The sequence below is a fragment of the Bradyrhizobium sp. AZCC 2262 genome, assembly GCF_036924535.1.
Classification (GTDB): domain Bacteria; phylum Pseudomonadota; class Alphaproteobacteria; order Rhizobiales; family Xanthobacteraceae; genus Bradyrhizobium.
Map to the genome: position 1 here is coordinate 4730388 of NZ_JAZHRT010000001.1, position 25993 is coordinate 4756380.

Sequence of the window (25993 nt, forward strand, 5' to 3'; positions counted from 1 at the left end):
GGAAGACGGGAGTCATCGCAACATGCCGCACTTCACGATTGAATATTCAGGCAATCTCGATGGACGCGTCGACATGGGCGCGGTCGTCGAGCTGGTTCGGAAAGCCGCGGTCGAGACCGGCATCTTCCCGCTCGGAGGTATTCGTGTCCGCGCCGTCAGATGCGAGCACTATGCGATCGCCGACGGCCGCCAGAACTACAGCTTTCTCGACATGGTGCTGCGGCTCGGCGAAGGCCGCGACCTCGCCACCCGGAAGAAGGCGGGCGAACATATATTCAAGGCCTTGTCGGCCTATCTCGATCCGGTATTTGCGAACCAAAAGTTCGCGCTGTCGTTCGACATGCAGATCAACGACAAGGAAACCAGCTGGAAACGCAACAACATCCACGAAGCTCTGAAGGTGGAGGCTACCCATGGATAAGGCGACACCGAAGGACGTCTTTCAGGCCAACCGCGACCGCGCAGCTCCCCTGCTCGCCAAACTGAAAGCCGAAGGCATCGGCCACATGATCGACGGCAAGACCGTACCGTCGATCTCCGGCCAGACCTTTGAAACCAAGTCCCCGGTGGACGGCGAAGTGTTGGCATCCGTCGCCCGCGGTCATGCCGAGGACATCGACCGCGCCGCAACCGCAGCGGCGACGGCGTTCAAATCCTGGCGCGACATGCCGGCGGCGGCGCGGAAGAAATTGCTGCATCGTGTCGCCGACGCGATCGAGGACAACGCCGACGACATCGCCGTGCTGGAATGCGTCGACACCGGCCAGGCGCATCGATTCATGGCCAAGGCCGCGATCCGGGCCGCCGAGAATTTCCGCTTCTTTGCCGACAAATGCGCGGAGGCAAGAGACGGCCTCAACACGCCCAGCGAGGAGCACTGGAACATCTCGACCCGGGTGCCGATCGGCCCGGTCGGCGTGATCACGCCGTGGAACACGCCCTTTATGCTGTCGACCTGGAAGATTGCCCCGGCGCTGGCCGCGGGCTGCACCGTCGTCCACAAGCCGGCTGAGTGGTCCCCCGTCACGGCGGACCTGCTGGCAAAGCTCGCGAAACAGGCCGGCCTGCCCGACGGCGTGCTCAACACCGTGCACGGCATGGGCGAGGAGGCCGGCAAGGCGCTGACCGAGCATCCCGCGATCAAGGCGATCGGCTTTGTCGGCGAGAGCGCGACCGGCTCCGCGATCATGGCGCAGGGCGCGCCCACCCTGAAGCGCGTGCATTTCGAGCTCGGCGGCAAGAACCCAGTGATCGTGTTCGACGACGCCGATCTCGACCGGGCGCTGGATGCGGTGGTCTTCATGATCTACTCGCTCAACGGCGAGCGCTGCACCTCGTCGAGCCGGCTATTGGTCCAGCAAGGCATTGCCGACAAGTTCATCGAGAAGCTCACGGCGCGTGTGAAGGCCCTGAAGGTCGGCCACCCCCTCGACCCCGCCACCGAAATCGGGCCGCTGATCCATGAACGGCACCTCGCCAAAGTCTGCAGCTATTTCGACGTGGCGAAAAAGGACGGCGCCACCATTGCGGTCGGCGGCAAGCCGCATGACGGCCCCGGCGGCGGGCATTACGTGCAGCCGACGCTGGTCACGTCAGCGCATTCAAAAATGCGGGTGGCGCAGGAGGAAGTGTTCGGCCCGTTCCTGACCGTGATCCCGTTCAAGGACGAGAAGGACGCGATCGAGATCGCCAACGGCGTCCAATACGGCCTGACCGGCTATGTCTGGACCGGCGACATGGGCCGCGCGCTGCGCGTCGCCGACGCGCTGGAGGCCGGCATGATCTGGCTCAACTCCGAAAACGTCCGCCATCTGCCGACGCCGTTCGGCGGCATGAAATCGTCAGGCATCGGCCGCGACGGCGGCGACTACTCGTTCGACTTCTACATGGAGACCAAGCACGTCTCGCTCGCGCGTGGGACGCATAAGATTCAGAAGCTGGGAATCTAGCAATCACCGTCGTTCCGGGGCGCGAAGCGAACTATGGTGCGCTTCGCGCACCTGAGAACCTCGAGATTCCGGGTTCGGTCCTGCGCATCGCCCCGGAATAACGAACCAACCAAGGGAACGCTCATGCCGGTGCCGACACATATCTTCGACCCGCCCTTCAACATCATCCGCTGCAGCCACGCCGTGCTCGACGTGACGGACCTCGCCAAGAGCCGCGCCTTCTACGAGAACACCGTCGGCCTCCATGTCGAGGACAGCGACGACAAGGCGGTGTACCTGCGCGGCAGCGAGGAGCATCAGCATCACTCGCTGGTCTTGAAGAAGGCCCCTGTTGCGGCCTGCAGCCGGCTCGGCTTCAAGGTCGGCAATGACGGCGATCTCGACAAGGCCGCCAGCTTCTTTTCCGAGAACGGCATTGCCTACGCCTTCGCCGAGCAGCCGTTCCAGGGCCGCACGCTGCAGTTCACCGACCCGGCCGGCTTCCAGCTCGAACTCTATGCGACGATGGACAAGCGCCCGCATCTGCTCAGGCGCTACGACCTATATAAAGGCTGCCATCCGCAGCGGCTCGACCATTTCAACGTCTTTGCGCCCGAGGTGCAGAACACGGTCGACTTCTACGCCCGGCTCGGCTTCCGGCTGACCGAATATGGCGAGGAAGACGGGCCGAACGGGCGGATCGCGGCGGCCTGGATGCACCGCAAGGGCAATGTCCATGACTTCGCCATCACCAATGGCCGTGGCCCTCGCCTGCACCATATTGCCTATTGGACGCCGACCGCGATGAACATCCTGCATCTCTGCGACGTCATGGCCTCGAGCGGCTATCTGAAGAACATCGAGCGCGGCCCGGGCCGCCACGGCATCTCGAACGCGTTCTTTCTCTATGTCCGCGACCCCGACGGCCATCGCCTCGAGCTCTACACCAGCGACTATTTTACGGGCGATCACGACCACGAACCGCTGCGCTGGTCGCTGAAGGACCCGCGCCGGCAGACGCTGTGGGGCGCGCCCGCGCCGCGCTCCTGGTTCGAGGAGGGTACGCCCTTCACCGGGCAGGCCGTGCGCGAGCCAGCCTTTGTCGCCGACGTCACGATTGCGGATTAGCATCGGGCCGGAAACAACCGGGAGGACGTTATGAGCAAGTCGTCGCCGAAATCCGTCGCAATCCTGCTGTCTGCTGCGTTCATCATGACCCACACTTCCTCGCTTCAAGCCGCCGAACTCAAGGTTATCGCCGGTGGATCGATGACCACGTCCATGAATGCCCTTGCCGCGCCGTTCGAGAAGGCGTCCGGCCATAAGCTGTCGATCCATTTCGATTCCACGCCCAACATCATCGCCCGGGTAAACTCCGGCACGCCGTTCGACGTGGTCGTCGTTCCCGTCGACGTCTTCAAGGACATCGCGGCCAAAGCGCGCTTTGCGCCCGGGCCGACCGTCGATATTGCCCGCGTCGGCTATGGCGTCATCGTTCGCGCGGGCGCGCCAAAGCCCGACATTTCGACGCCCGATGCCTTCAAGAAGGCCCTGCTCGCAGCGCCGTCCATCGCCTTCCTGCCCGCAAGCGCCGCCGGCGCCTATGTAACAAAGGTGTTTGAGCGTCTTGGCATCGCGGAAGAAATGAAGGCCAAGACCAAGGTGCAGGCGGCACCGGCCCTGATCGCGCCGGCCGTTGCCAAGGGCGAGGCCGAGCTTGGTGTGTTCCTGACGAATGTCCTGGTCGCGCCCGGCGTCGAACTCGTCGGCCCATTCCCGGGTGAGCTGCAGCAGGAGCTGGTGTTCACCTCGGCGGTCGCCGCCGACACCAAGGAGGCCGACGCCGCCAAGGCATTGATCGACTATCTCAGGACACAAGAAGCCACCGCCGTCATCAAGGCTGCCGGCATGACGCCGGGCTAACAGGACATTTCATGACCAATTCCCGTCTCGCGACCTATTCCATTGGCGGCGTCACCAAATATGGCGCCGTGACCGATGCAGGAATCGTCGATCTCTCCGCGCGTTTCGGAAAGGAATATCCGACGCTGCGCGAGGTCATCGCAGCCGGCGCGCTGACAAAACTCGCCGACGAAGGCGCGCGGCAGCAGCCGGACCACGCGCTCGATGTGATCAGCTGGCAGCCACCGATCCCCTCGCCGGAAAAGATCATCTGCATCGGCGTCAACTACCCGGACCGCAACGCCGAGTACAAGGACGGCCAGGACGCCCCGAAATATCCGAGCATGTTCATGCGGACGCCGCGTTCCTTCGTCGGCCACAATGTGCCGCTGGTCCGCCCGCGCGCCTCGGCACAGCTCGATTACGAAGGCGAACTGGTGCTGGTCATTGGCAAGGCCGGCCGACATATCAAGGAGAGCGATGCGCTGGACCACATCGCCGCGGTCACGCTCTGCAACGAAGGCACCATCCGCGACTGGGTGCGCCACGCCAAGTTCAACGTCACGCAGGGCAAGAACTTTGATTCCACCGGCAGCCTCGGGCCGTGGCTTGTGCCCTACACCGCCGAAAGCCAGATCGCCGACATCCGCCTCACCACGCGGGTCAATGGCGAGACGCGGCAGGACGACCGCACGGGACGATTGATCTTCGGCTTCCGCTATCTCATTAACTACCTCTCGACCTTCACCACGCTGGTGCCCGGTGACGTCATCGTGACGGGAACTCCGACCGGCGCCGGTGCGCGGTTCGACCCGCCGCGCTATCTGAAACCAGGCGACGTCATCGAGGTCGAAGCCGACGGCGTCGGCGTGCTGAAAAACGGCGTGATCGACGAAGCCTGACAAATCCCTGCAAGCGAGTGGACAGAATAATGAAATCAACTTCCGGCGGCGAAGCGATCGTCAATGGCCTCGTCGCGCACGGCGTCGACACCGTGTTCGGCTTGCCCGGCGCGCAGATCTATGGCCTGTTCGATGCGTTCCACCAAGCGCAGTTGAAGGTGATCGGCGCGCGGCATGAGCAGGCTTGCGGCTACATGGCATATGGCTATGCGCGATCGACCGGCCGCCCCGGCGTATTCAGCGTGGTGCCGGGCCCCGGCGTGCTCAATGCGGGTGCAGCGCTGCTCACCGCCTTCGGGGCGAACGAGCCTGTGCTCTGCCTCACCGGCCAGGTGCCGACGCAGTTCCTGGGTAAAGGCCGCGGCCATCTGCACGAAATGCCGGACCAGCTCGCGACGCTTCGCACTTTCGTGAAGTGGGCCGATCGCATCGAATATCCCGACGTTGCGCCCGCAATGGTCTCGCGCGCCTTTCAGGAGATGATGTCGGGACGGCGCGGTCCGGTGTCGCTGGAAATGCCGTGGGATGTCTTTACGCAGCGCACCGAGGTTGGCGCTTCCAAGGTATTCGATCCCCTTCCCGCGCCGCAGCCCGACCCCGACCGTATCAAGGCCGCCGCTGATCTCATCAAGGGCAGCAAGCGGCCGATGATCTTTGTCGGCAGCGGCGCGATTCACGCGCGCGAGGAAATTCTCGAACTCGCCGAGATGATCGACGCGCCTGTCGTGGCGTTCCGCAGCGGCCGCGGCATCGTCTCCAACGCGCACGAGCTCGGGCTGACCATGGCGGCGGCCTACAGGCTGTGGCCGACCACCGACCTGATGATCGGAATCGGCACCCGGCTGGAACTGCCGACGATGTCGCGCTGGCCCTATCGCCCCGACGGCCTGAAATCGGTTCGCATCGATATCGATCCCGTCGAGATGCGAAAGTTCATCTCCGACGCGGCCGTCATCGCGGATGCAAAGGCCGGCACCGCCGATCTGGCGGCGGCGGTGAAAAAGGCCGGCTACAGCAAGAGCAGCGGCCGGCGCGGCGAGATCCGCGAAGCCACGGCGGCGGCGCAGCGGGAGATCCAGAAGGTCCAGCCGCAGATGGCCTATCTGAACATCCTGCGCGAGGTGCTGCCGGCGAACGCAATCGTCACCGACGAGCTGTCGCAGGTCGGTTTCGCTTCCTGGTACGGCTTTCCGATCTACGAGCCGCGCACCTTCATCACCTCGGGCTATCAGGGCACGCTCGGCTCGGGTTTCCCGACCGCATTGGGCGCCAAGGTCGCCAATCCGGACCGCCCGGTGGTCGCGATCACCGGTGATGGCGGCTTCATGTTCGGTGTGCAGGAGTTATCGACCGCCGTACAGTTCAAGATCGGCGTGGTGACGCTGGTGTTCAACAACAACGCCTATGGCAATGTCCGCCGCGACCAGCGCGAGCGCTTCGACGGCCGCGTGGTGGCGTCCGACCTCGTCAATCCCGATTTCGTGAAACTTGCGGAATCTTTTGGCGTTGGCGCGGCGCGCGTAACCTCACCCGACCATTTCCGCCCCGCGCTGGAAAAGGCGCTGGCCGATGGCGGGCCTTACGTGATTTCGGTGGAGGTGCCGACAGATTCGGAGGTGAGCCCGTGGGCGTTCATTCATCCGGCGAAGAACATCTAGACTAGACCCATACGCAGCGGAACGCTCTTCCCTTCTCCCCTTGCGGGAGAAGGTGGATCGCTGACGCGAAGCGGCAGCGAGACGGATGAGGGGTCTGTCTCTGCGAGTTCTGCTCGTTGAGAGAACCCCTCATCCGGCGCTTCGCGCCACCTTCTCCCACAAGGGGAGAAGGAAAAAGGAGATCATCGCGTTTTTCGAAAAGTGAGATTGATCCGCTGACGGCCCATGACGGCGTGTTCGCCGTCGGCGAGCGGGGCAACGCCGTGAAAAAACAGCCGCGAAGGGCCGCCCCATACCACGACGTCGCCATGCTCCAGCCGGTAACGGTTCGGCTTGTCGGCGCGCTTTGCGCCGCCGAACAGGAAGATCGCGGGCAGCCCCAGCGACACCGACACGATCGGCGCGGCAAAATCCAGCTCGTCCTTGTCCTGATGCAGCGACAGTTTCGCGCCGGGCACATAGCGGTTGATGAGGCAGGCTTCCGGCGCGAAGCCGTTGAACCCGGCGTCCGACGCAGCCTCGGCCGCTAGCCTGCGCAACACCGTCGGCATCGCGGGCCACGGCAATTTGGAGTTGGGGTCGATGGCGTCATAACGATAACCGGTTTCGTCCGATACCCAGCCGACACTGCCGCAATTGGTCATCGCGACCGACATGCGGTGGCCGCCCGGCGTGATCAGATGCCGAAACGCTGCCTGTTTGACGATCGCGCGAAGCGCCGGAAGCAGTTCGGATTCGAACGCCCGCGCAAATCCGCGCAGCAATACCGCGCCCTCCGCCATCACCTCGCGTGACGGGCGCACATCCGGAACAGCCTCGAACAAATCTGCAGTCAACTCAGTCCGCACTCATTTTGCGTCGTGGAAGATCACGCCGACGGTGTGGCGGTGGCCGGAACGGATCCGGCTGACGCCATGGCGCAGATTAACGCGGTAGGGCCCGCGCGTCCCCTGCACCGGCCGATGATGCACAGCAAACGCAACCGCGTCGCCCTGCCTGAGCGGAACCACCTCGGGCCGCGACTGCATTCTCGGCCGCTGCTCTGTCAGCACGAACTCGCCGCCTTCGAAATCGCGGCCCGGCTGCGACAGCAGGATCGCGACCTGCAGCGGAAACACGTGCTCGCCATAGAGGTCCTGATGCAGGCAATTGTAATCGTCCTCACCATACTGCAGCAGCAGCGGCGTCGGCCGCGTTTGCCCGGCGTCGTGGCAGCGCTTCAGGAACGCCTCGTGGCGGTCGGGGTAGCGGACTTCGATCCCCATCGTCTCGTTCCAGCGATTGGCGACACCGCAGAGCCGCGCATACAGCGCCGGCCGCAATTCTGCGATCAGGTCCGGCAGCGGATAGGCGAAATATTTGTATTCGCCGCGGCCGAAGCCATGACGCCCCATCACGATCCGGCTGCGGAAATTTTGGTCGTCCGGGTACAGCGCGGCCAACGCGGCGCATTCGTCCGGCGACAGTAATTCTTTCAGGACCGCGCAGCCCTGCGCGTCGAGATCGGCGGTTGCCTGCGGCCAGTCGATGGCATCGACGCGGGCGGCGATGTCGGGGGAACGGGCGATATTTCTTGCGGTTGCTCTCATGGCGGGCAGTCTCGCAAATAGCACCGGTGTGTGCCACCCGATTTCCGATCTCGCGTCGTCCCTGCGAACGCAGGGACCCATAACCACCGGCTGTCGTGATGCCGCGGCTGTGGCCTCAGCAAGTCCTAACAACGAACGACGGCGGCTATGGGTCCCCGCATTCGCGGGGACGACATGTGGAGAAAGCTAACCCAGCACCGGCATCGTAATCACATCATAGCCGTGACTGATCTTCCGCTTCAGCAAGGGATCTTCCAGCTCGAACTCGAAGCGATCAGCCGGGCGGATGCCGCCCTTGGCGGCAAAGGTGCCGCCGAACATGGCGCAGCCATCGGGCAGGCCCTTGCTGCCAAAACCGCGGTCGATCAGATCCTTGACCGGCAGCATGGCATCCAGCGTGCCCTCCTGATACAGCACCCGCGCGCCGTCGATGACGGCCCAGGAGCGCAGGATCAGCCGGTCCCAGTGACCGATGACGTCCTCCAGCTCCCACAGCACGGAGGCGACCGGCTTGTCGCACATCTGCTTTGACACCGTGACGCTGTAGGCTTCCACCTTGCGGTCGGTATGGTCGGAACCGCAGCCGACGAAAATGCGGCCCTGCCAGCCGATCAGCACGAACTCGACCTCGCCGCTGGAATTTTCGCCGCAGACCTCAATGCGATCCTCCAGGGTGATCCGCCGCGCCGAGCATCGGTAGTAAATCGGCGTCGAAGCCGGCCGCGCGATGCCGATCGCTTCGAGTTCGGCGATGTGCTTGTCGCGCGCCACCGGATCGCGGCCGGTCCAGCCGGCGATGACGGCGTGGTCGATAGCAAGCGTCAGCGGCGTCAACGCGCCCTTGTCGTCGACGTTGAAGGTCAGATCAAACACGGATGATATTCTCCATTCCGGCGGCCAATTCGAAAATACGGCGATCCGATCCGCCCGCCGCGGCCAGCATCAGCCCGACCGGCACCTCGCCCTTGCGATGCGCCGGCAGCGAAATCGCGCAGCCGTCGAGCATGTTGATCAGCGTGCAATTGCGTAAAGAACGCAAATTCTGCGTGGTGAAGGCCTGGTCGTCGGCGAGGTCGGCGATCCCAGGCGGCGTATTCGCCGTCGTCGGCAGCACCAGCGCGTCATAGGGCGCGATGCGCTGTTCCGTTCGCGCAATGAACGAACGGCGCGCCTTGAGGATGTCGATATAATCAGCCGCGCTGATGCCTTCGCCGCGCAGGATGCGGACGCGGACGCGGGGATCGTAGACGTCGCCTTTGCTGGTGAGCAAATAGCGGTGCCAGGCGTAGCTTTCGGCGGCGGCAAAACCTCCCTTGCTGTTCATGACGCCGATATCGTGAAATTCCGGCACCTCGATCCGCTCGATCAACGCGCCCCGGCGCGACAGCGTCTCGAGCGCACGCTCGAAGGTCCTTGCGACCTCCTCGTCAAGATCATCCAGCGCGATCGTGGTCGGCACCGCCAGCCGCATGCCCTTGACCGGGCGCGGCTGCAAAGGTTGCACGACTTCATTGGCGAGCACGGCGTCGAGCACCGCGCAGCAGGCCACGGTGCGCGCCAGCGGACCAATACTGTCGAGCGAGAACGACAGCGGCACGCCGCCATCGAGCGGCACCCGGGCCTGCGTCGGCTTGTAGCCGACGATGCCATTATAGGCCGCCGGAATCCGGCACGAGCCGCCGGTATCGGTGCCGAGCGCGCCGTAAGCCATGCCGTCGGCGATCGAAACCGCCGCACCAGAGGATGAGCCGCCGGGCACATGGCCGACGCTGCGATTCCACACGCTCTTCGGCGTGCCGTAATGCGGATTGATGCCGATGCCGGAATAGGCGAATTCGGTCATGTTGGTGCGGCCGATGACGATGAAGCCCGCCCGGCGCAGCCGCGCCACCACAGGCGCATCGGCTTCAGCCGGCGCCGAATCCTCCAGCGCGCGCGAGCCCGCGCGGGTCACCTGCCCCTTGATGTCGTAGAGATCCTTGATCGAGACGGGAATGCCGGCATAGGGCGACGGCGCGGCGCGGGCTTTGCGCAGATGATCCATCGCGTCCGCCGCAGTGAGCGCGGCGTCCTTGTCGACGTGAATAAAAGCTCGTGCGCCCTCGCCGGCGGGATCGGCGATCCTTGCGAGACATTCCTCGACGAGTTTGCGGGCGGTGGTGCGTCCCGCGTCGAGATCGGCAGCCAAAGTGGCGAGTGTCGGGTTAGCAGACATGATTGTCGGTCGCTCTCTTTGTTATTTGCCATCCGGCGCGGTTGAGATGTCGAGATCAAGCAGCGCCGAACTCAGCGATTTGCCGTGCGCATCGAGGGCCAGCGAGCGCGTCACGCCGCCTCCCAGCGCCTGATCCATCACGAAATTCAGCGCAGACAGATTGGGCAGTTCATAACGAACCACCTCGCCCTCGACAACACCTGCGAAATGCGATTTTACCCGCGCGGCCGTGACCTGCTCGAGCAACAGCGGATAGTGCTTCGCGTCATAGGCAATAACGGAAATATTGGAGATGTTGCCCTTGTCGCCGGTTCGGGAATGAGCGATCTCGCGCAGCTTCACCTTATGCTCCCACAAATCGGACTTGCGGCTTTGCCAGCCCCCGCGGCAGCAGTACGGAAGCGACTGCCACCACATCGCGCGCCGATTTCCACGCCCCGCCACCCGCGGCTGGACCGTTGGTATAGAGCGTCTCGACCTCGTTGCCGATCCTGACCGCCTCGCGCAGGTTTTCCGTGCGCCCTGAAACGCGCACGCGCACCTCGTAAGGTTCGCCCGCGTGCGCGGAAACTTCAGGCCCGTGCAGGGAATCGACGCCGACCAGCTCGAAGCGCAATTCGCTCGCGGCGACATTGGTCAGCTTCAGCCGCTCGCGGACGATCTCCAGCGCCAGCCGCCCCCGCGCCAGCGCGCCGGGGCCGGCATAGGAGATCTGTCCTTCGCCGATATAGCTGTCGACATAACCGACCGAAACCTTCAGCGTATCGGTTCGCTTCGCGCCGCGCCCGCCGCTGACACGAACCCGATCGGGCCCGATTTCCTCGACTTTCACCTGCGAGAAATCCGCAACCACGTCCGGCTGGAAATATTTCGCGGGGTCGTGCACCTCGTACAACAACTGTTCCTTGCAGGTTTGCGCCGTCACCGCACCGCCCGACCCCGCAACCTTGGTAACGACAAGGCTGCCATCCTCGCCGACCTCTCCAATCGGAAAACCGAGCCGCGCCAGATCTGCCACGTCCTTGTAGCCGGGATCGGCGAAATAGCCGCCGGTGATCTGGCCGGCGCATTCCAGCAAATGCCCGGCGACGGTGCCCTGCCCGAGCAGATTCCAGTCGTCCATCGCCCAGCCGAAGGCATGGATCATCGGCGCCAGGAATAGCGCCGGATCGGATGCCCTGCCGGTGATGACGATATCGGCGCCCGCGGCCAGCGCCTGCGCCATCGACTCGGCGCCGAGATAGGCATTCGCCGACAACAGCCGGTTGCCGAGCTGCTTGATCGTGCCGTCGAACTCCATGATCGGTAGATCGCCAGCCTTGCAGGCGTCGAGCACGTCGTCGCCGACGATGGCGGCCACTTTCAGAGACGGCAGTCCGAGCGACCTGGCGATATCGGCGGTCTTTCGCGCGGCGGCCTCCGGATTAGCCGCGCCCATGTTGGTCACGATCTTGATGCCCTTGTCGGCGCAGACCGGCAGCACCGCGCGCATCCGCTCCTCGAGCAATGGATCATAGCCGCTGTCGGGATTCTTCATGCGCGCCTGCTGCGCCAGCGCCACCGTTCGCTCCCCGAGGCACTCGAACACGAGGTACTGGATATCTCCCTTCTCGGCGAGTTCGATTGCGGGCTCGATGCGATCGCCCGAATAGCCAGCACCGGACCCTATTCGTATCGTTCGCACATTGTCTCCTTGTCGTTGCAAGCACCACGCGGCTCGCAACACAAATACCCTAGCGCGGAAAATTGCTGGCATACAAGCGCTGTGGCTTGGAGGAATGCGGCCATGCGGCAACGCCGCTGCTGGGACCGTTGACGGGGAACGGTCAATGGCGCATCAAGTTCGCAACGAGCGGGCTTAACCCGCATTCCCAAGGAGAATTGCCGATATGGCGGAGCCTGCGCGCGCTAAACCAAAACCCACGCCGGAAACCCAGCATTTCTGGGATGGCACGCAGGCCGGCGAGTTGCGCCTGCAGCGTTGCGACGCCTGCGCCAATGTCTATTTCCCGCCGCGCCCGTTCTGCCCCTCCTGCGCCTCGCGGAAGGTTTCCGTGTTCAAGGCCAGCGGCAAGGGCACGCTCTACAGCTACGTGATCAACCACCGCCCGGCGGCGCCCGGCTTCACTCCGCCTTATGCCATCGCGGTCGTCGAACTCGACGAAGGTCCGCGCATGATGAGCAACATCATCGACTGTCCGCAGACGCCGGAGGCACTCGAGCTCGACATGAAGCTCGAAGTCGCGTTCGAGAAGCTCGACGACAAGATCACCCTTCCCCTGTTCCGTCCGGCGAAGGGCTAGGCACCATGCGCAAAAATGCAGTCGCCGTCGTCGGCGCAGCCGAGACCACCGAACTCGGCGTCATCCCCAACATGTCGCAGATCCAGTTGCACGCGGATGCCGCGCTCAACGCCATCGCCGATGCCGGACTGAAACTCTCGGATATCGATGGCATTGCCACTGCCGTGGAAACCCCGCAGCAGATCGCGCATTACCTCGGCATCACACCGACCTGGGTTGACGGTACCTCGGTCGGCGGCTGCTCGTTCATGCTGCATGTCCGGCATGCCGCTGCCGCCATCGAGGCCGGCCTATGCAAGACCGTGCTGATCACCCATGCCGAAAGCGGCAAGTCGATGATCGGTAAACTACCGCGCTCGACTGCGCCTGACAGCCTCAACGGTCAGTTCGAGTCGCCGTTCGGCGTCTACGGCCCGCCCAGCATGTTCCCGATCCCGGTGCTGCGCTACATGAAGACCTACGGCATCACCCACGAGCAGATCGCCATGGTCGCCGTGGTGCAGCGGGAATGGGCCGCGAAGAATCCGCGCGCCACCATGAAGGCGCCGATCACGGTCGAGGACGTGCTGAATTCGCGGATGATCGCCTACCCGTTCCGCATCCTGCAATGCTGCCTCGTCACCGACGGCGGCGGCGCGCTGATCCTCACTTCGGCCGACCGCGCCAAGGACTTTCCGAACAAGCCGGTCTATATCCTTGGCACCGGCGAAAGCGTGGAAACGCCGATGGTCAGCCAGATGGAGACTTTTGACAGCTCGCGCGCGTTCAAGGTCGCGGGACCCTTGGCGTTCAAGGAAGCCGGCATCACCCACAAGGATGTCGATCATTTGATGGTCTACGACGCCTTTGCGCATCTACCGCTCTATGGCCTCGGCGATCTCGGCTTCATGCCGCACGAGGAAACCGGCAAGTTCATTGCCGACGGCAACACCCGCCCGGGCGGCAAGCTGCCGCTCAACACCAACGGCGGTGGCTTGAGCTACATGCATTCCGGCATGTACGGCATGTACGCGCTGCAGGAGAGCGTGCGGCAAATGCGCGGCATCGCACCCGCCCAGGTCAAGGACGCGAAGATTTCAGTTTGCCACGGCGTCGGCGGCATGTTCGGGGCATCCGGCACGATCATCTTTACGAACGAGAAGTAACAACCCGTCATTCCGGGGCGCGCGTAGCGCGAAACCGGAATCTCGAGATTCCGGGTCTGGTGCTTCGCACCATCCCGGAATGACGGGGCACAACAGGAGAACCCAAATGGCAAAATCATTGCAAGACAAGGTCATCATCGTCACCGGCGCGGGCCGCGGCATTGGCCGCGAGATCGCGCTGCTCTGCGCCGCCGAAGGCGCCAAGGTCGTCGTCAACGATCCCGGTGTCGCCGCGGATGGCGCCGGTTCGAGCGCGGCGCCCGCCGAGGAGGTGGTCGAGGAAATCAAGAAGCGCGGCGGCACCGCGGTCGCCAACTTCGAGTCAGTGGCGGAAGCGATTCCCGCCAGCAAGATCGTGAAGACGGCAACCGATCATTTCGGCAGGCTCGATGGCGTCGTCAACAATGCCGGCATTTTGCGCGACATGATCTTCCACAAAATGAGCGTGGAAGCGTTCGAGGCCGTCATCAAAGTGCACCTGATGGGCTCGTTCTACGTCTCTCACGCCGCGGCACGGATATACCGCGAACAGGAGAGCGGCTCCTTCGTGCACTTCACCTCGACCTCGGGCCTGATCGGCAATTTCGGCCAGGCCAACTACGCCGCCGCCAAGCTCGGCATCGTCGGCCTGTCGAAGTCGATCGCGCTCGACATGGGCCGCTTCAACGTGCGCTCGAACTGCGTCTCGCCATTCGCCTGGACCCGCATGATCGGCACCATCCCGACCGAGACCGAGGCCGAGAAGGCGCGCGTCGAGAAGATCAAGCAGATGGGCCCGGAGAAGATCGCGCCGATGTGCGCCTATCTGCTTTCCGATGCCGCCAAGGACGTCACCGGACAAATCTTCGGTGTGCGGATGAACGAGATATTCCTGTTCAGCCAGAATCGTCCTCTGCGCTCGGTGCAGCGCAGCGAAGGCTGGACGCCGCAGACCATCGCCGAGCACGGCATGCCGGCGCTCAGGGGATCGTTCTACAAGCTCGACCGTTCCGCGGACATCTTTCCCTGGGATCCGATCTGAGGTCGAGTCGTAGGATGGGGCAAAGGCGCATAGCGCCGTGCCCACCATCTATCGATCATCGTCTTGGCGGTGGGCATATTTCGCTTTGCCCAACCCACGCATTGCTGCGCTGCCAAACCCAAGTAGCACCGCCATCTCTGATTGTTTCACTACAGCCGCCTGCTTTATGCCGGAATGCGGGCAGATGTTTTTCCTCCCAACAAAAAATACACGGGAGGAAATCATGACAACTTCGCTGACCCTTTCCGATCCCCAACGACAAGGCGGCGGTTTTGACCGTCGCAAGATATTGACCGGCGCGGCCGCGCTCGCCGCCTCAGCCGTGACGATGAAGACGGCCTCTGCCGCCTCCGTCGCGCCGCTCGGCCAGACCGGCGCGCCAACGACTGCGTCGCCACCCCTGCCGCTCGGCCCGCTTCCCGGCGCCCGCTATCCGGACTCTCGCCTGGAGTCGATGAAGAAGCCGAAGGTTTCGTTCGGACCGACAGGCTTTCCGGCCTTCGCCGGCACCATGGCAGTCGAACGCGTCGCGACCGGATTCCGCTGGGCCGAAGGCCCGGTCTACTTTCCGGCCGGGCGATATGTTCTGTTCAGCGACATTCCCAACAACCGCATCATGCGCTTCTCGGAAGATGACGGGCACCTCAGCGTCTACCGCCAGCCGTCGATGAACTCGAACGGCAACACCATCGACCGCGAAGGGCGCCTGATCACTTGCGAACACAGCGGTCGACGGGTCACCCGGACCGAACTCGATGGCTCGATCACGATCATCGCCGACAAGTACAATGGCAAGAAGCTGAACTCACCGAACGACGCGGTCGTCGCGGCCGACGGTACGATCTGGTTCTGCGACCCGGCCTACGGCATCGGCGGCTACTACGAGGGCATCAAGGCCGACGCCGAGCAGGACAAGAAAAACGTCTACCGGGTGGATCCGAAGTCCGGCGACATCAAGATGGTGGTCGATGACTTCGTGGAGCCGAACGGCCTTTGCTTCTCGCCTGACGAGAAGAAGCTCTATATCTGCGATACCGGCTTCACCGATGGGCCGGACAACCCATCGCATATCCGCGTGTTCGACGTCGATCTCGCGGCCGGGAAGCTTTCGAACAGCAAGGTTTTTGCCGAGATACCCAAGCCCAGCATTACCGACGGGCTGCGCTGCGATCGTGACGGCCGCCTCTGGTGCTCGGTCGGTTGGGGCGATCCGAACGAGGACGGCGTGCGCTGCTACACGGCGGACGGCGATCTGCTCGGCAAGATCCACATTCCGGAAACCGTCGCGAACCTGTGTTTCGGCGGTCAGCAGCGGAATAGACTTTATATTTGCGGCTCGTCATCGCTTTATGCCGTCTACACCAGTGCACAGGGTGCAATGAAGCCGTAAGCGGCCTTCGCCGTCATTGCGAGCGCAGCGAAGCAATCCATCTCAACGCGTGCGGATGCATGGATTGCTTCCTCGCTTCGCTTCTCGCAATGACGGGGTGAGGCCATCGCGCCCCTTACCCGCTATTCCGCAGCCCCGCCGAAATGCCGTTGATCGTGAGCTGAATCCCGCGCAGCACCTGCTCGTCCGGGTTCTGCGCGCGGTGTTCCTTCAACAGCTCGACCTGCACGTGGTTGAGCGGATCGAGATAGGGGAAGCGGTTGCGGATCGAGCGTTCCAGCAGCGGGTTGCCCTGCAGCAGCCGTTCATGCCCCATGATGTCGAGCAGCGTCTCGATCGAGGAATGCCATTCGCGCCGGATGCGTCCAAAAATGCTTTCGCGCAATTTCACGTCGGGCACCAGTTCGGCGTAACGCGAGGCGATCGCGATCGAGCTTTTCGCCAGCACCATGTCCATGTTCGACAGCAGCGTGCGGAAGAACGGCCATTCGCGATAGAGTTCCTGCAGGAACGGCATGCCCTGCTCCGGATGTTCCGCGATCCAGGTCTCGACCGCCGAACCGAAACCGTACCAGCCCGGCAGCATCAGCCGGCATTGCGCCCAGCTGAACACCCAGGGAATGGCGCGGAGGTCCTCGATCTCGCGGGTCTTCTTGCGCGACGCCGGACGGCTGCCGATGTTGAGCGTCGAGATTTCTGTGATGACGGTGGAGCCCCAGAAATAATCGGCAAAGCCTTCGGTCTCGTAGACCAGCCCGCGATAAGCCCTGAACGCCAGCGCGGAGAGCTGCTCCATCGCCGTCAGATACTCCTTGCGCGGCGCGCTCTGCCGCGGATGCAGCAGGCTCGCCTCCAGCGTGGCGGCGGCGAGAATTTCCAGATTGCTACGGCCGACCTCGGGATTGGAATATTTGCTGGAGATGATTTCGCCCTGCTCGGTGATGCGGATCTGGCCGTTCACGGCACCGCCGGGCTGCGCGATGATGGCGTCATAGCTTGGCCCGCCGCCACGGCCGACCGAGCCGCCACGGCCGTGGAACAGCCGCAGCCGCACGCCGTGGCGCTCGAACACGTCGACCAGCCCGATCTCGGCCTTGTAGAGCTCCCAGCCCGAGGTGACGAAGCCGCCGTCCTTGTTGCTGTCGGAATAGCCGAGCATCACTTCCTGAATGCCACCGCGGCTGTCCACCAGCTTGCGGTAATCATGCAGCGACAGCATCCGATCCATGATGCCGGATGACGCCTGCAAATCCTCGATGGTCTCGAACAGCGGGACGATATTGATGGCGCTGCGGCCGGAAGGATTGACGAGGCCGACCTCCTTCAGCAACAGCGCCACCTCCAGCATGTCGGACATGCCCTTGCACATGGAGATGATGCATTGGTGGATCACATCGGCGCCGAACTTGGCGTGCGCCTCGGCCGCGGCGTGAAACACCGCGAGTTCGCCCAGCGTTTCCTCGCTGTATTTGACAAAGGACGACGCCAGCGGCCGCGGGTTGCGCAATTCGCCCGCCAATAGCGCAACGCGCGCCTCTTCGCCGAGCGCGAGGTAGGATGTTCCGGGAGTCGCGGCGTCCAGCAACTCCGCCACCGTGCGTTCATGCACCGCGGAATTCTGCCTGATGTCGAGCCGGGCGAGATGGAAGCCGAAACAATCCACGGCCCGGCGCAACGACCGCAGCCGGCCGCGCGCGATCACGCCGGAATTGTTCGCAATCAACGAACGCTCAAGCACGTCGAGATCGGCCTTGAATTCCTTTACGCTCGCATAAGGCGCGGCCTGGCCGACCGGCCGGCGGGTGGTTTCAACCTCGAGCCGCACCGCGGTCGCCGTCAGCCGGGCATAGATGCCGGACACCGCCAGCCGATACGGTTCGCCGCTCCGGTGCGGCGAGGTATCCGGCGAGCGCCCGGCCAGGGCGCGCAATTCGTCGGAAACGTCGGCAAGGTGCGCCGCCAGCGACAGCTCCGAGCCGAGGACGTGCAACTCCTCGAGATAGAAGTTCATCACCCGGCTCGACTGCAGGCGCAGCGTGCCGCGCATGACGTCGGCGGTGACGAACGGATTGCCGTCGCGGTCGCCGCCGATCCAGCTTCCCATGGTCAGGAACGAGGCCAGTTCACCCGGCGCGCCGCCCTCCTCCAGGTTCAGTCGGTCTTCCAGCGCGCAATGCAGCCTCGGCACCTCGTGCAGGAAGGTGTAGTCGTAGAACGAGAGACCGTTGGCGACCTCGTCGAGCACGGTCAGCTTGGTCCGGCGCAGCAGATTGGTCTGCCACAACGTCAGCACGGCGCGGCGCAACTGCTCGTCACTGGCCTCGGCTTCCTCCGCCGTGAGCTGGACGCGTTCGCGACGGTCGAGCAATCCGGCGATTTCCATCTCGCGGTCGATCGTGCTCTTGCGGCGAACTTCCGTGGGGTGCGCGGTCAGCACCGGGCTGACCTGGGCCTCCCCAAGGAAGCGGCGTAGCTCAGAGGCGCTGAAGCCGGCCGTCTTTGCGTGGGCCAGGGTCTGGGTGAGCACGTTCGGCCGCGGCCCGCCAGGACCACGACCACGCATCTGGCGGATGTTGTTCTGGTCCTCGGCGATGTTGGCAAGATGCGAAAAATAGCTGAAGGCGCGGACGATCCGCACGGTGTCGCTGGTCGACATGCTGTCGAGGATGGTTTCGAGTTCCCGCCGCGCCAGCTTGTCCTCGTCGCGATGGAACCGGATCGAGGTCTGCCGGATGCGCTCGACCAGGTCGAACACGTCGGCACCCTCCTGGTCGCGCACGGTATCGCCGAGAATACGCCCGAGCAGGCGGATATCCGTCCGCAGCCGCGCGTCTTCCTCCAGCGCCAGCGCATCATCGCTGCGATTGGACCGGGCCTCGGTCTCGGAAGGCATGGTCTGGGAGGACACTATCTGGGAAGACATGGCTGGCTACCTCAGAAATTGCCCGGCAATTCCGAGTGTGCAAGTTTTTTGCCGCAGTGCAAGATAAAGATGGAGACACCGCGGCCGTCGTCCCCGCGAACGCGGGGACCCATACCCCGTGCCCTCTCTTATGGGACGCTGGGGAGAGACCTTTCGCAAGCCCCAAATGCTGTGGTTATGGGTCCCTGCGTTCGCAGGGACGACAATAACTAATCCCGCCCGCTACCCACTAAATCCTCCGCCCCGACCGCTCCCAATAGGGATCACGCAGGCGGCGCTTGAAGATCTTGCCGGAGTCTTCCCGCGGCAGGTTGGACTGGATTTCGATGTGTTTTGGTACCTTGTAGTCGGCCAGCGATATCTTGAGCTGCGCGCGGACGGAAGCGATGTCGAGCGTCACCGCCGGCTGCGGCTCCACCACCGCCATCAGCGCTTCGCCGAATTCCGCGTCGGGAATGCCGAACACCGCGCAATCATGCACGCCCGGTACCGCATGCAGCGCAGCTTCGATCTCGGCCGGGTAGATATTCACGCCGCCTGAAATCACCATGTCGCGCTTGCGGTCGCAGATGAAGACATAGCCGTCCGCGTCGATATAGCCGACGTCGCCCGAGGTGATGAACCCCTCGCGATCGATCTCGGAGCGCTTTTCCGGCTTGTTATGATAGGTGAAGTCTGGATTGCCTGATATGCGCGAATAGATTTCGCCGATCTCGCCCTGCGGCAACTCCTTTCCGTCGTCGCCGATGAAACGCAGCTCTGCGCCGGGCGAAATCTTGCCGACAGTACCGGGTTTCTTCAGCGCATCCTCGGAAGTGGCAAAGGTGACCGCGCCCGACTCGGTCGAGCCGTAGAATTCGTAGATGACCGGTCCCCACCAATCGATCATCGCGCGCTTGACGTCGGCCGGACAGGGCGCGGCGGCATGGATGATGTGGCGCAGCGACGACATGTCATACTTCTTGCGGACTTCCTCCGGCAGCTTCATCAGCCGGATGAACATGGTCGGTACCATGAAGATGGTGTCGATCTTCTCGGCCTCGACCACCCGCAAAAATTCTTCCGCGTCGAAGCGCGGCATGATCGCCAGTGCGCCGCCAGGTCGACCGGCGCGCAGGCCGAACGAGTTCGGCGCGGAATGATACAGCGGCCCCGGCAGCAGCGCGCGGGCCCCCGGCTTGAGGCCATAGATCATCCCGCGCATGCGCTCGGCGCTGGCGGTCTGCTCCGGCGTCGGCGCGAAACGACGAACGCCCTTGGGATGGCCCGTGGTGCCCGAAGTGTAGATCATGTTCTGCGGCTGCGGCACCGCGGGCCCGTCATAGCGCGCGTGCTGTTTCAGCCAGGATTCGAAATCGATCGCAAAATCGGGCGTCGCGAGATGATCCGGGTTGATCTTGTAATTGGCGATAATTTCCGGCGGCGTCGGCACGCCGAGCGCGGTGACGCTCGGCGGGATCGACTCGCGCAACTGGTGCAGCATGTCGGCATGCGCGATCAGCACCGAGGTGCCGGAATCCTTCAACACATAATTGACCTCTTCCGGCTTGAAGTGCCAGTTGACAGGCACGCCATAGGCGCCGAGCCGCATCGCCGCATAGGCTGCCTCGATGAAGGCGATGTCGTTGCGCATCAGCATGGCAACGCTGTCGCCCTGTTTGACGCCAAGTTTCTGCAAGCCGCTGGCGATGCGGTCGGCGCGATCGGCGACCTCGTCGTGGTCGCGCCGGCGCGGGCCGCTGATGATGCCGAGGAAGGGGGGTGAGGTAGACATTGTCGCTTTCCGATCTGTTGCCGGGTTTGAAAGCTGTGCAGTCATTCCGGGGCGATGCGCAGCATCGAACCCGGAATCTCGAGGTTCCGGGTCTGGTCCTTCGGACCATCCCGGAATGACGGCAAGAAACTACCCCGCCTCCGCGAACCGCGGCGCTCGTTTTTCCATGTTGGCACGTACCGCCTCGGTCTGGTTAGAGCTGCCGAGCAGCTTCTGCTGTTCGACGGATTCAGCCATTAGCGCCGGAGCCGGGTCGACGGACAGTTTGTTCAGCATGCGCTTGGCGGCGCGGATCGCGTCGGGGCTCTTGCCGGCGATTTCGCGCGCGACCTCGAAGGCCGCCGCGCGCGGATCGTCGCAGATCCGTGTCGCGAGGCCATAGCTCATGGCTTCCTGGGCGGAGAAGATGCGGCCGGTATAGGTGAGGTCGCGCAGGATATCGTCGCGAACGAGACTTGCGAGAATGGGCGTGCCGGCCATGTCGGGCACCAGTCCCCATTTGATTTCCATGATCGACATCCGCGCATCGGGCGTGAGGAAGCGCATGTCGGCGCCGAGCGCGAGCTGGAAACCACCGCCGAACGCCACACCCTGGATCGCGGCGATGACCGGCACCGGAAGCTGACGCCAGCCCCAGACCGCCTGCTGCGGAAAGTTCGCCAGCCCATGCGTGCGTGCAGTCAGGTCACGTTTCTCGCCACCGGCGACCCCATTACCGCCGTGTTCCTTCATCGCATGGAAGCGTCCCATATCGAGACCGGCGCAGAACGCCCGTCCCTCCCCGGACAATACTACCACCCGGACGCCTTTTTCATGGGCAAGCCGCTCGGTCGCGGCCACCAGCGCCTCGAACATCGCGGCATCGAGCGCGTTCATTTTGTCCGCCCGCACCAGCCGGACGTCAGCGATGCCGTCCGAAATCGATATAGAGACGCGTTGTTCCATGAGAATTCTCCTCCACACTTCCTTCTTGGCGCTTTACAGAACGGCCGTTGCCGGTTTTAGTCAATCGACCAATTAACAGACAATCCCCTTGGGTGGAAACGATGTTCAACGATCAGCTTCTCGCCGGGCGGCGCATTCTCGTGACCGGAGGCGGCACCGGCCTCGGCAAGTCCATGGCCGCACGGTTTCTCCAACTGGGCGCCGAGGTCCACATCTGCGGCAGACGCAAGATCGTGTGCGACGAGACCGCGACCGAATTGATGGATCTGCATGGCGGGCGGGTGATCAGCCACGGCGTCGACATCCGCAATGCGATGGCCGTCGACGAAATGATCGAACAGATCTGGACCTCGGGTCCCCTCACCGATCTCATCAACAATGCCGCCGGCAATTTCATCTCGCGCTCGGAAGAGCTGTCGCCGCGCGGTTTTGATGCCGTCGCCAACATCGTCATGCACGGCACCTTCTACGTCACGCATGCGGTCGGCCGGCGCTGGATCGCCGCCAAGCTGCCTGGCAATGTGGTGTCGATCACCGTGACCTGGGTGCGCAACGGCTCGCCCTACGTAGTGCCGTCGGCGATGAGCAAGTCGGCGATCCACGCCATGACGATGTCGCTGGCGGTCGAATGGGGCAAGCACGGCATCCGCCTCAACACCATTGCACCCGGCGAAATCCCGACCGAGGGCATGAGCAAGCGCATCAAGCCCGGCGACGAGGCCGGCGCGCGCACAAGGGCGCAGAACCCGATGGGCCGGGTTGGCACCATGGAGGAATTGCAGAACCTCGCCGTGTTCCTGATCTCCGGCGGCTGCGACTGGATCAACGGCGAGACCATCGCCATGGACGGCGCGCAGGCGCTCGCGATGGGCGGCAATTTCTATCAGTTGCGCGACTGGAGCGACGACGACTGGAACAAGGCGCGCGACTCGATCAAGGCGCAGAACGAAAAGGATCGCGCGGCAAGGAGCTAACCTCTGCTGTCGTTCCTGCGAACGCAGGAACCCATAACCACCAGCGTCGATTGGTACGAAGGCAACTAGCCCCATCGTCTCACCGATAGGCCGCGGCGTATGGGTCCCTGCGTTCGCAGGGACGACGCACCGTATTGTTTTTCGCGCGTGATGACGCCAAACTCCGCGCAACGAAAACAAGACGCTACGGGAAAGACATGTCCGCTTCGCAGCAATTGACGAACCTTGCCGACATGGTGCGCGACCGCGCCAAGACGCTTGGGAACGCACTGGCCTATGAATTCGAGGGACGTCAGACCACTTTCGCCGAATTCGACATCAACACCAACCGCGTCGCGAACGCGCTTGTAGCGCTCGGCGTCAAGCCGGGCGAGCGCATCGCCTATCTCGGCAAGAACAGCGACATCTATTTCGAGCTGTTGATGGGCGCGATGAAGGCCAAAATCGTGATGGCGCCGGTCAATTGGCGTCTCGCCGGCCCGGAAGTCGCGTTCATCGTCGGCGATTGCAAGGCACCGGTGCTGTTCGCAGGGCCCGAGTTCATCACCCAGGTCCGCAACATCAAGCCGCAATTGCCTGACGTGCGGCACGTGATCACCACCGAAGGCGGCGCGCCGGAATGGCAGGATTTTGCGGCTTGGCGGGATGCCGCCAGTGGTGACGATCCGAAGGTCCAGATCAGCCCGAAGGACATCGCGATCCAGCTCTACACTTCCGGCACCACGGGCAAGCCCAAGGGCGCGATGCTGTCGCATGCCAACTTCCTCAATCTGGTGCAGACCGGCAATGAGGCCGAGAAGCCCGATTGGAACAAGTGGTCGACCGACGATGTCTCGCTGGTGGCGATGCCGATCTTCCATATCGGCGGTTCGGGCTGGGGCGTCATGGGCCTCTATCACGGCGCCAAGGGCGTAATCGCGCGCGAGTTCGACCCGACCAAGGTTCTGGATTTCTTCGAGCAGTCTGGCATTACAAAACTGTTCATGGTGCCCGCCGCGATGCAGTTCGTGGTGCGGCAACCGCGCGCGCGGCAGGTGGATTTCTCGCGCTTGAAATACATGCTCTATGGTGCCTCGCCGATTCCCGCAGCGCTGCTCAAGGAATGCATCGAGGTGTTCAAATGCGGCTTCGTGCAGATGTACGGCATGACCGAGACGACAGGCACCATCGTCGCCCTTCCGCCCGAGGACCATGTCGAGGGGCTTGAGCGCATGCGCTCCGCCGGCAAGGCGCTGCCCGGCATCGAGCTTGCGATCCTCGATTCTGACGGCAAGCGATTGCCCCCGCGTGAAGTCGGCGAGATCGCGACCCGCTCCGGCTCCAACATGGCCGGCTACTGGAATCTGCCGGAAGCGACCGCCAGGACGCTCGGCAGCGACGGCTGGCTGCGCACCGGCGACGCCGGCTACATGGACGAGGACGGCTACCTCTACATCCATGACCGCATCAAGGACATGATCATCTCCGGCGGCGAGAACATCTATCCGGCCGAGGTCGAGAGCGCGATCTGCGATCATCCTGATGTCGCCGAAGCCGCCGTGATCGGCATCCCCGACGACAAATGGGGTGAAGCGGTCAAGGCGATCGTGGTGATGAAGCCCGGCAAGCAGGCGACCGCCACTGATATCATCAACTTCACCCGCGAGCGCATCGCCGGCTTCAAGACGCCGAAGTCGGTCGACTTTCTCGAAGCGCTGCCGCGCAATCCGTCGGGGAAGATTTTGCGGCGGAATTTGCGGGACCCGTTTTGGGCGGGGAAGGATCGTCAGGTGAATTGAGGACGCCGTCCTCCTACCAACGTGCCCAGGCACCTTGGCCTCGTGGTTCGAGACGACCCGCTTCGCGGGTCTCCTCACCATGAGGGTCCACATCTCAGCTTGCCGTAGCTTTCTCTCCTCATGGTGAGGAGGCGCGCAAGCGCCGTCTCGAACCACGAGGCCGGGCTGCATCGACACGCACCTAATGCTTCCCCGCCCCCATATACCCAAACAGGAATCCCGCCACCTTGCGCTTCTGGATTTCCTCGCTGCCCTCGGTGATGCGGTAGCGGCGGTGGTGGCGGTAGATGTGTTCGAACGGCTTGTGGCGGGAATAGCCCATGCCGCCGTGGACCTGCATGGCGCGGTCGGCGGCCTCGCAGCACAGGCGGTTGGCCCAGAAGTTACACATCGACACCCGGTCGGAGAGCGTGTGCTCGACCTGCGCCTGGGTGAGTTGATCCATTTCCCACGCGGTCTTGCGGATCAATAGCCTCAGCATCTCGGCCTGCGTCGCCAGTTCCACCAGCGGCCACTGGATCGCCTGGTTCTCGGCCAGCGCCTTGCCGAACGGCTTTCGCTCGCGCGCGTATTTGACGCTTTCGTTGATGCAGTAGACGGCCGCGCCCAGTGAACTCGCTGCTTGCCGGATGCGGTTCTCGTGCACAAAACATTGCGCCAGCGACAGGCCGCGGCCGATTTCGCCGAACAGCGCATCCTCAGGCACGAACACATCCGTGAAGCTGACGCGCGGGTGATCCGTCGGCATGTTGAAGGTCCACATGTATTCCTCGACCTTGACGCCCGGGCTCTTGGCCGGCACCAGCAGACAGGTAATGCCCCGTGCATCGCCGTCATTGCCCGACGTACGGGCGAACAGCGCGCAATGGGTGGCGACATGCATGCCGGTCGTCCACATCTTCTGGCCGTTGATGATCCAGCCCTTGACGTTGTCGCGGGTCGCCTGCACCGCCCCGGTTTCCATGTGCGTCGCGTCGGAGCCGTGATCGGGCTCGGTGAGGCCGAAGGTAATACGGTATTTTCCCGTGATCGAACCTTCGATCATCGCCTTCTGCTCGTCGGTGCCGTAGCGGTCGAGCATCGTCACGAGCGGCAGGTTGCCGACGATCGAATGCTCGTTCTGCAGGTCGTTGTGCAGGCCTAGGCCCTTGGAGGCAAAATGTTCGCGGATCACGGCCATCCAGAGGTTGGAACCGTCCTTGCCGCCGTAGCGCTTCGGGATCGCGAAGCGCAGATGCCCGGCGGCATCGGCGAGATTCTTCGCCTTGCGCAGCAGCGCTTCCCATTCATGCCGTGGCAGGCCGCCATTTTCAAAATCGGTGCGCGCCCATTCGCGGCGGTGGTCGAAGAAGCGGATGTTGTCGTCGGCCTCCTCCAGCGGCTTGATCTCGCGCGTGATGAAGCGATCGAGTTCATCGAGATAGGCCGTGAGGTCGGCAGGCAGGTTGAAATCCAAGGCGGTCTCTCCCGGAACTATCGCTTGTTTTGATTTGCGTTTAGGCGCTACGCAGCGCTCCCGCACGGATCGATTTAGGTTGGAAGACCA

At 63.5% G+C, this 25993-nt stretch carries 22 protein-coding genes; 12 read left to right on the forward strand and 10 right to left on the reverse strand.

Annotation, left to right across the window (positions count from 1 at the left end):
- Positions 1–22: 22 nt before the first annotated feature.
- From V1283_RS22510 to V1283_RS22535, 6 genes are all read left to right on the forward strand, one after another.
- Positions 23–421 carry a 5-carboxymethyl-2-hydroxymuconate Delta-isomerase gene (locus V1283_RS22510; protein ID WP_334388648.1) on the forward strand — a complete coding sequence of 133 codons (399 nt, stop codon included), beginning with the start codon at positions 23–25 and terminating at the stop codon, positions 419–421.
- Positions 414–1949, forward strand: coding sequence for a 5-carboxymethyl-2-hydroxymuconate semialdehyde dehydrogenase (hpaE, locus tag V1283_RS22515; RefSeq protein ID WP_334388649.1), 1536 nt, complete (start codon positions 414–416; stop codon positions 1947–1949). Before V1283_RS22510 ends, hpaE begins: the two co-directional genes overlap by 8 nt.
- A gap of 123 nt (positions 1950–2072) precedes the next feature.
- A complete protein-coding gene (gene hpaD / locus V1283_RS22520; protein WP_334388650.1) occupies positions 2073–3056 on the forward strand; it encodes a 3,4-dihydroxyphenylacetate 2,3-dioxygenase in 984 nt (327 codons plus the stop codon).
- 30 nt (positions 3057–3086) lie between these two features.
- Entirely contained in the window at positions 3087–3851 is a 765-nt protein-coding gene (locus tag V1283_RS22525; RefSeq protein ID WP_334388651.1) for a molybdate ABC transporter substrate-binding protein, read from the forward strand.
- A gap of 11 nt (positions 3852–3862) precedes the next feature.
- The gene (locus V1283_RS22530; RefSeq protein WP_334388652.1) at positions 3863–4732 is read left to right on the forward strand and encodes a fumarylacetoacetate hydrolase family protein; all 870 of its coding nucleotides are present in this window, start codon (positions 3863–3865) and stop codon (positions 4730–4732) included.
- 29 nt (positions 4733–4761) lie between these two features.
- Positions 4762–6390 carry a thiamine pyrophosphate-dependent enzyme gene (locus tag V1283_RS22535; protein WP_334388653.1) on the forward strand — a complete coding sequence of 543 codons (1629 nt, stop codon included), beginning with the start codon at positions 4762–4764 and terminating at the stop codon, positions 6388–6390.
- Between the two features lie 182 nt (positions 6391–6572).
- Here the strand turns inward: V1283_RS22535 and alkB are convergent, their stop codons facing one another.
- The 6 genes from alkB to V1283_RS22565 all read right to left on the reverse strand — a co-directional run bounded on the left by alkB (position 6573) and on the right by V1283_RS22565 (position 11878).
- Entirely contained in the window at positions 6573–7226 is a 654-nt protein-coding gene (alkB, locus tag V1283_RS22540) for a DNA oxidative demethylase AlkB (protein WP_334388654.1), read from the reverse strand.
- 12 nt (positions 7227–7238) lie between these two features.
- Positions 7239–7979, reverse strand: a complete 741-nt coding sequence (locus tag V1283_RS22545; protein WP_334388655.1) for a 2OG-Fe(II) oxygenase — start codon at positions 7977–7979, stop codon at positions 7239–7241.
- A 186-nt stretch (positions 7980–8165) separates the two neighbouring features.
- Positions 8166–8852 carry a DUF2848 domain-containing protein gene (locus V1283_RS22550; RefSeq protein WP_334388657.1) on the reverse strand — a complete coding sequence of 229 codons (687 nt, stop codon included), beginning with the start codon at positions 8850–8852 and terminating at the stop codon, positions 8166–8168.
- Positions 8845–10194, reverse strand: a complete 1350-nt coding sequence (locus V1283_RS22555; RefSeq protein ID WP_334388658.1) for an amidase — start codon at positions 10192–10194, stop codon at positions 8845–8847. The genes V1283_RS22550 and V1283_RS22555 overlap by 8 nt, the downstream gene beginning before the upstream one ends.
- Positions 10195–10215: 21 nt before the next feature.
- Entirely contained in the window at positions 10216–10536 is a 321-nt protein-coding gene (locus V1283_RS22560) for an AtuA-related protein (RefSeq protein ID WP_334388660.1), read from the reverse strand.
- A gap of 1 nt (position 10537) precedes the next feature.
- Positions 10538–11878 carry an acyclic terpene utilization AtuA family protein gene (locus V1283_RS22565; RefSeq protein WP_334388661.1) on the reverse strand — a complete coding sequence of 447 codons (1341 nt, stop codon included), beginning with the start codon at positions 11876–11878 and terminating at the stop codon, positions 10538–10540.
- A 205-nt stretch (positions 11879–12083) separates the two neighbouring features.
- On the opposite strand from V1283_RS22565, the gene V1283_RS22570 reads away from it, so the two are divergent.
- The 4 genes from V1283_RS22570 (at position 12084) to V1283_RS22585 (ending at position 16053) form a co-directional block, all read left to right on the forward strand.
- Positions 12084–12497 carry a Zn-ribbon domain-containing OB-fold protein gene (locus V1283_RS22570; RefSeq protein ID WP_108519790.1) on the forward strand — a complete coding sequence of 138 codons (414 nt, stop codon included), beginning with the start codon at positions 12084–12086 and terminating at the stop codon, positions 12495–12497.
- A gap of 5 nt (positions 12498–12502) precedes the next feature.
- Positions 12503–13642: a thiolase C-terminal domain-containing protein gene (locus tag V1283_RS22575; RefSeq protein WP_334388662.1), complete on the forward strand. Its 1140-nt coding sequence runs from the start codon at positions 12503–12505 to the stop codon at positions 13640–13642.
- A 106-nt stretch (positions 13643–13748) separates the two neighbouring features.
- Positions 13749–14663, forward strand: a complete 915-nt coding sequence (locus tag V1283_RS22580; RefSeq protein ID WP_334388663.1) for an SDR family oxidoreductase — start codon at positions 13749–13751, stop codon at positions 14661–14663.
- A 454-nt stretch (positions 14664–15117) separates the two neighbouring features.
- Positions 15118–16053 carry an SMP-30/gluconolactonase/LRE family protein gene (locus V1283_RS22585; RefSeq protein WP_442895876.1) on the forward strand — a complete coding sequence of 312 codons (936 nt, stop codon included), beginning with the start codon at positions 15118–15120 and terminating at the stop codon, positions 16051–16053.
- Positions 16054–16168: 115 nt separating this feature from the next.
- Here the strand turns inward: V1283_RS22585 and ppc are convergent, their stop codons facing one another.
- The 3 genes from ppc to V1283_RS22600 form a co-directional block, all read right to left on the reverse strand.
- A complete protein-coding gene (gene ppc / locus V1283_RS22590; RefSeq protein ID WP_334393142.1) occupies positions 16169–18961 on the reverse strand; it encodes a phosphoenolpyruvate carboxylase in 2793 nt (930 codons plus the stop codon).
- A 244-nt stretch (positions 18962–19205) separates the two neighbouring features.
- The gene (locus V1283_RS22595) at positions 19206–20750 is read right to left on the reverse strand and encodes an acyl-CoA synthetase (RefSeq protein WP_334388666.1); all 1545 of its coding nucleotides are present in this window, start codon (positions 20748–20750) and stop codon (positions 19206–19208) included.
- A 129-nt stretch (positions 20751–20879) separates the two neighbouring features.
- Positions 20880–21695 carry a crotonase/enoyl-CoA hydratase family protein gene (locus tag V1283_RS22600; RefSeq protein ID WP_334388667.1) on the reverse strand — a complete coding sequence of 272 codons (816 nt, stop codon included), beginning with the start codon at positions 21693–21695 and terminating at the stop codon, positions 20880–20882.
- Positions 21696–21796: 101 nt separating this feature from the next.
- Between V1283_RS22600 and V1283_RS22605 the strand changes: the two genes are divergently transcribed.
- The gene (locus tag V1283_RS22605) at positions 21797–22669 is read left to right on the forward strand and encodes an SDR family oxidoreductase (protein WP_334388668.1); all 873 of its coding nucleotides are present in this window, start codon (positions 21797–21799) and stop codon (positions 22667–22669) included.
- 197 nt (positions 22670–22866) lie between these two features.
- Positions 22867–24447: a fatty acid--CoA ligase gene (locus tag V1283_RS22610; RefSeq protein ID WP_334388669.1), complete on the forward strand. Its 1581-nt coding sequence runs from the start codon at positions 22867–22869 to the stop codon at positions 24445–24447.
- Positions 24448–24628: 181 nt separating this feature from the next.
- On the opposite strand, the gene V1283_RS22615 is transcribed toward V1283_RS22610, so the two are convergent.
- Positions 24629–25903, reverse strand: a complete 1275-nt coding sequence (locus V1283_RS22615) for an acyl-CoA dehydrogenase family protein (RefSeq protein ID WP_334388670.1) — start codon at positions 25901–25903, stop codon at positions 24629–24631.
- Positions 25904–25993 lie beyond the last annotated feature (90 nt).

Excerpts from the sequence above, each read along its gene's own strand:
- V1283_RS22510 (WP_334388648.1), top strand. The coding sequence starts at position 23 with ATGCCGCACTTCACGATTGAATATTCAGGCAATCTCGATGGACGCGTC.
- hpaE (WP_334388649.1), top strand. The coding sequence starts at position 414 with ATGGATAAGGCGACACCGAAGGACGTCTTTCAGGCCAACCGCGACCGC.
- hpaD (WP_334388650.1), top strand. The coding sequence starts at position 2,073 with ATGCCGGTGCCGACACATATCTTCGACCCGCCCTTCAACATCATCCGC.
- V1283_RS22525 (WP_334388651.1), top strand. The coding sequence starts at position 3,087 with ATGAGCAAGTCGTCGCCGAAATCCGTCGCAATCCTGCTGTCTGCTGCG.
- V1283_RS22530 (WP_334388652.1), top strand. The coding sequence starts at position 3,863 with ATGACCAATTCCCGTCTCGCGACCTATTCCATTGGCGGCGTCACCAAA.
- V1283_RS22535 (WP_334388653.1), top strand. The coding sequence starts at position 4,762 with ATGAAATCAACTTCCGGCGGCGAAGCGATCGTCAATGGCCTCGTCGCG.
- V1283_RS22545 (WP_334388655.1), bottom strand. The coding sequence starts at position 7,979 with ATGAGAGCAACCGCAAGAAATATCGCCCGTTCCCCCGACATCGCCGCC.
- V1283_RS22555 (WP_334388658.1), bottom strand. The coding sequence starts at position 10,194 with ATGTCTGCTAACCCGACACTCGCCACTTTGGCTGCCGATCTCGACGCG.
- V1283_RS22570 (WP_108519790.1), top strand. The coding sequence starts at position 12,084 with ATGGCGGAGCCTGCGCGCGCTAAACCAAAACCCACGCCGGAAACCCAG.
- V1283_RS22575 (WP_334388662.1), top strand. The coding sequence starts at position 12,503 with ATGCGCAAAAATGCAGTCGCCGTCGTCGGCGCAGCCGAGACCACCGAA.
- V1283_RS22580 (WP_334388663.1), top strand. The coding sequence starts at position 13,749 with ATGGCAAAATCATTGCAAGACAAGGTCATCATCGTCACCGGCGCGGGC.
- V1283_RS22585 (WP_442895876.1), top strand. The coding sequence starts at position 15,118 with ATGAAGAAGCCGAAGGTTTCGTTCGGACCGACAGGCTTTCCGGCCTTC.
- V1283_RS22595 (WP_334388666.1), bottom strand. The coding sequence starts at position 20,750 with ATGTCTACCTCACCCCCCTTCCTCGGCATCATCAGCGGCCCGCGCCGG.
- V1283_RS22600 (WP_334388667.1), bottom strand. The coding sequence starts at position 21,695 with ATGGAACAACGCGTCTCTATATCGATTTCGGACGGCATCGCTGACGTC.
- V1283_RS22605 (WP_334388668.1), top strand. The coding sequence starts at position 21,797 with ATGTTCAACGATCAGCTTCTCGCCGGGCGGCGCATTCTCGTGACCGGA.
- V1283_RS22610 (WP_334388669.1), top strand. The coding sequence starts at position 22,867 with ATGTCCGCTTCGCAGCAATTGACGAACCTTGCCGACATGGTGCGCGAC.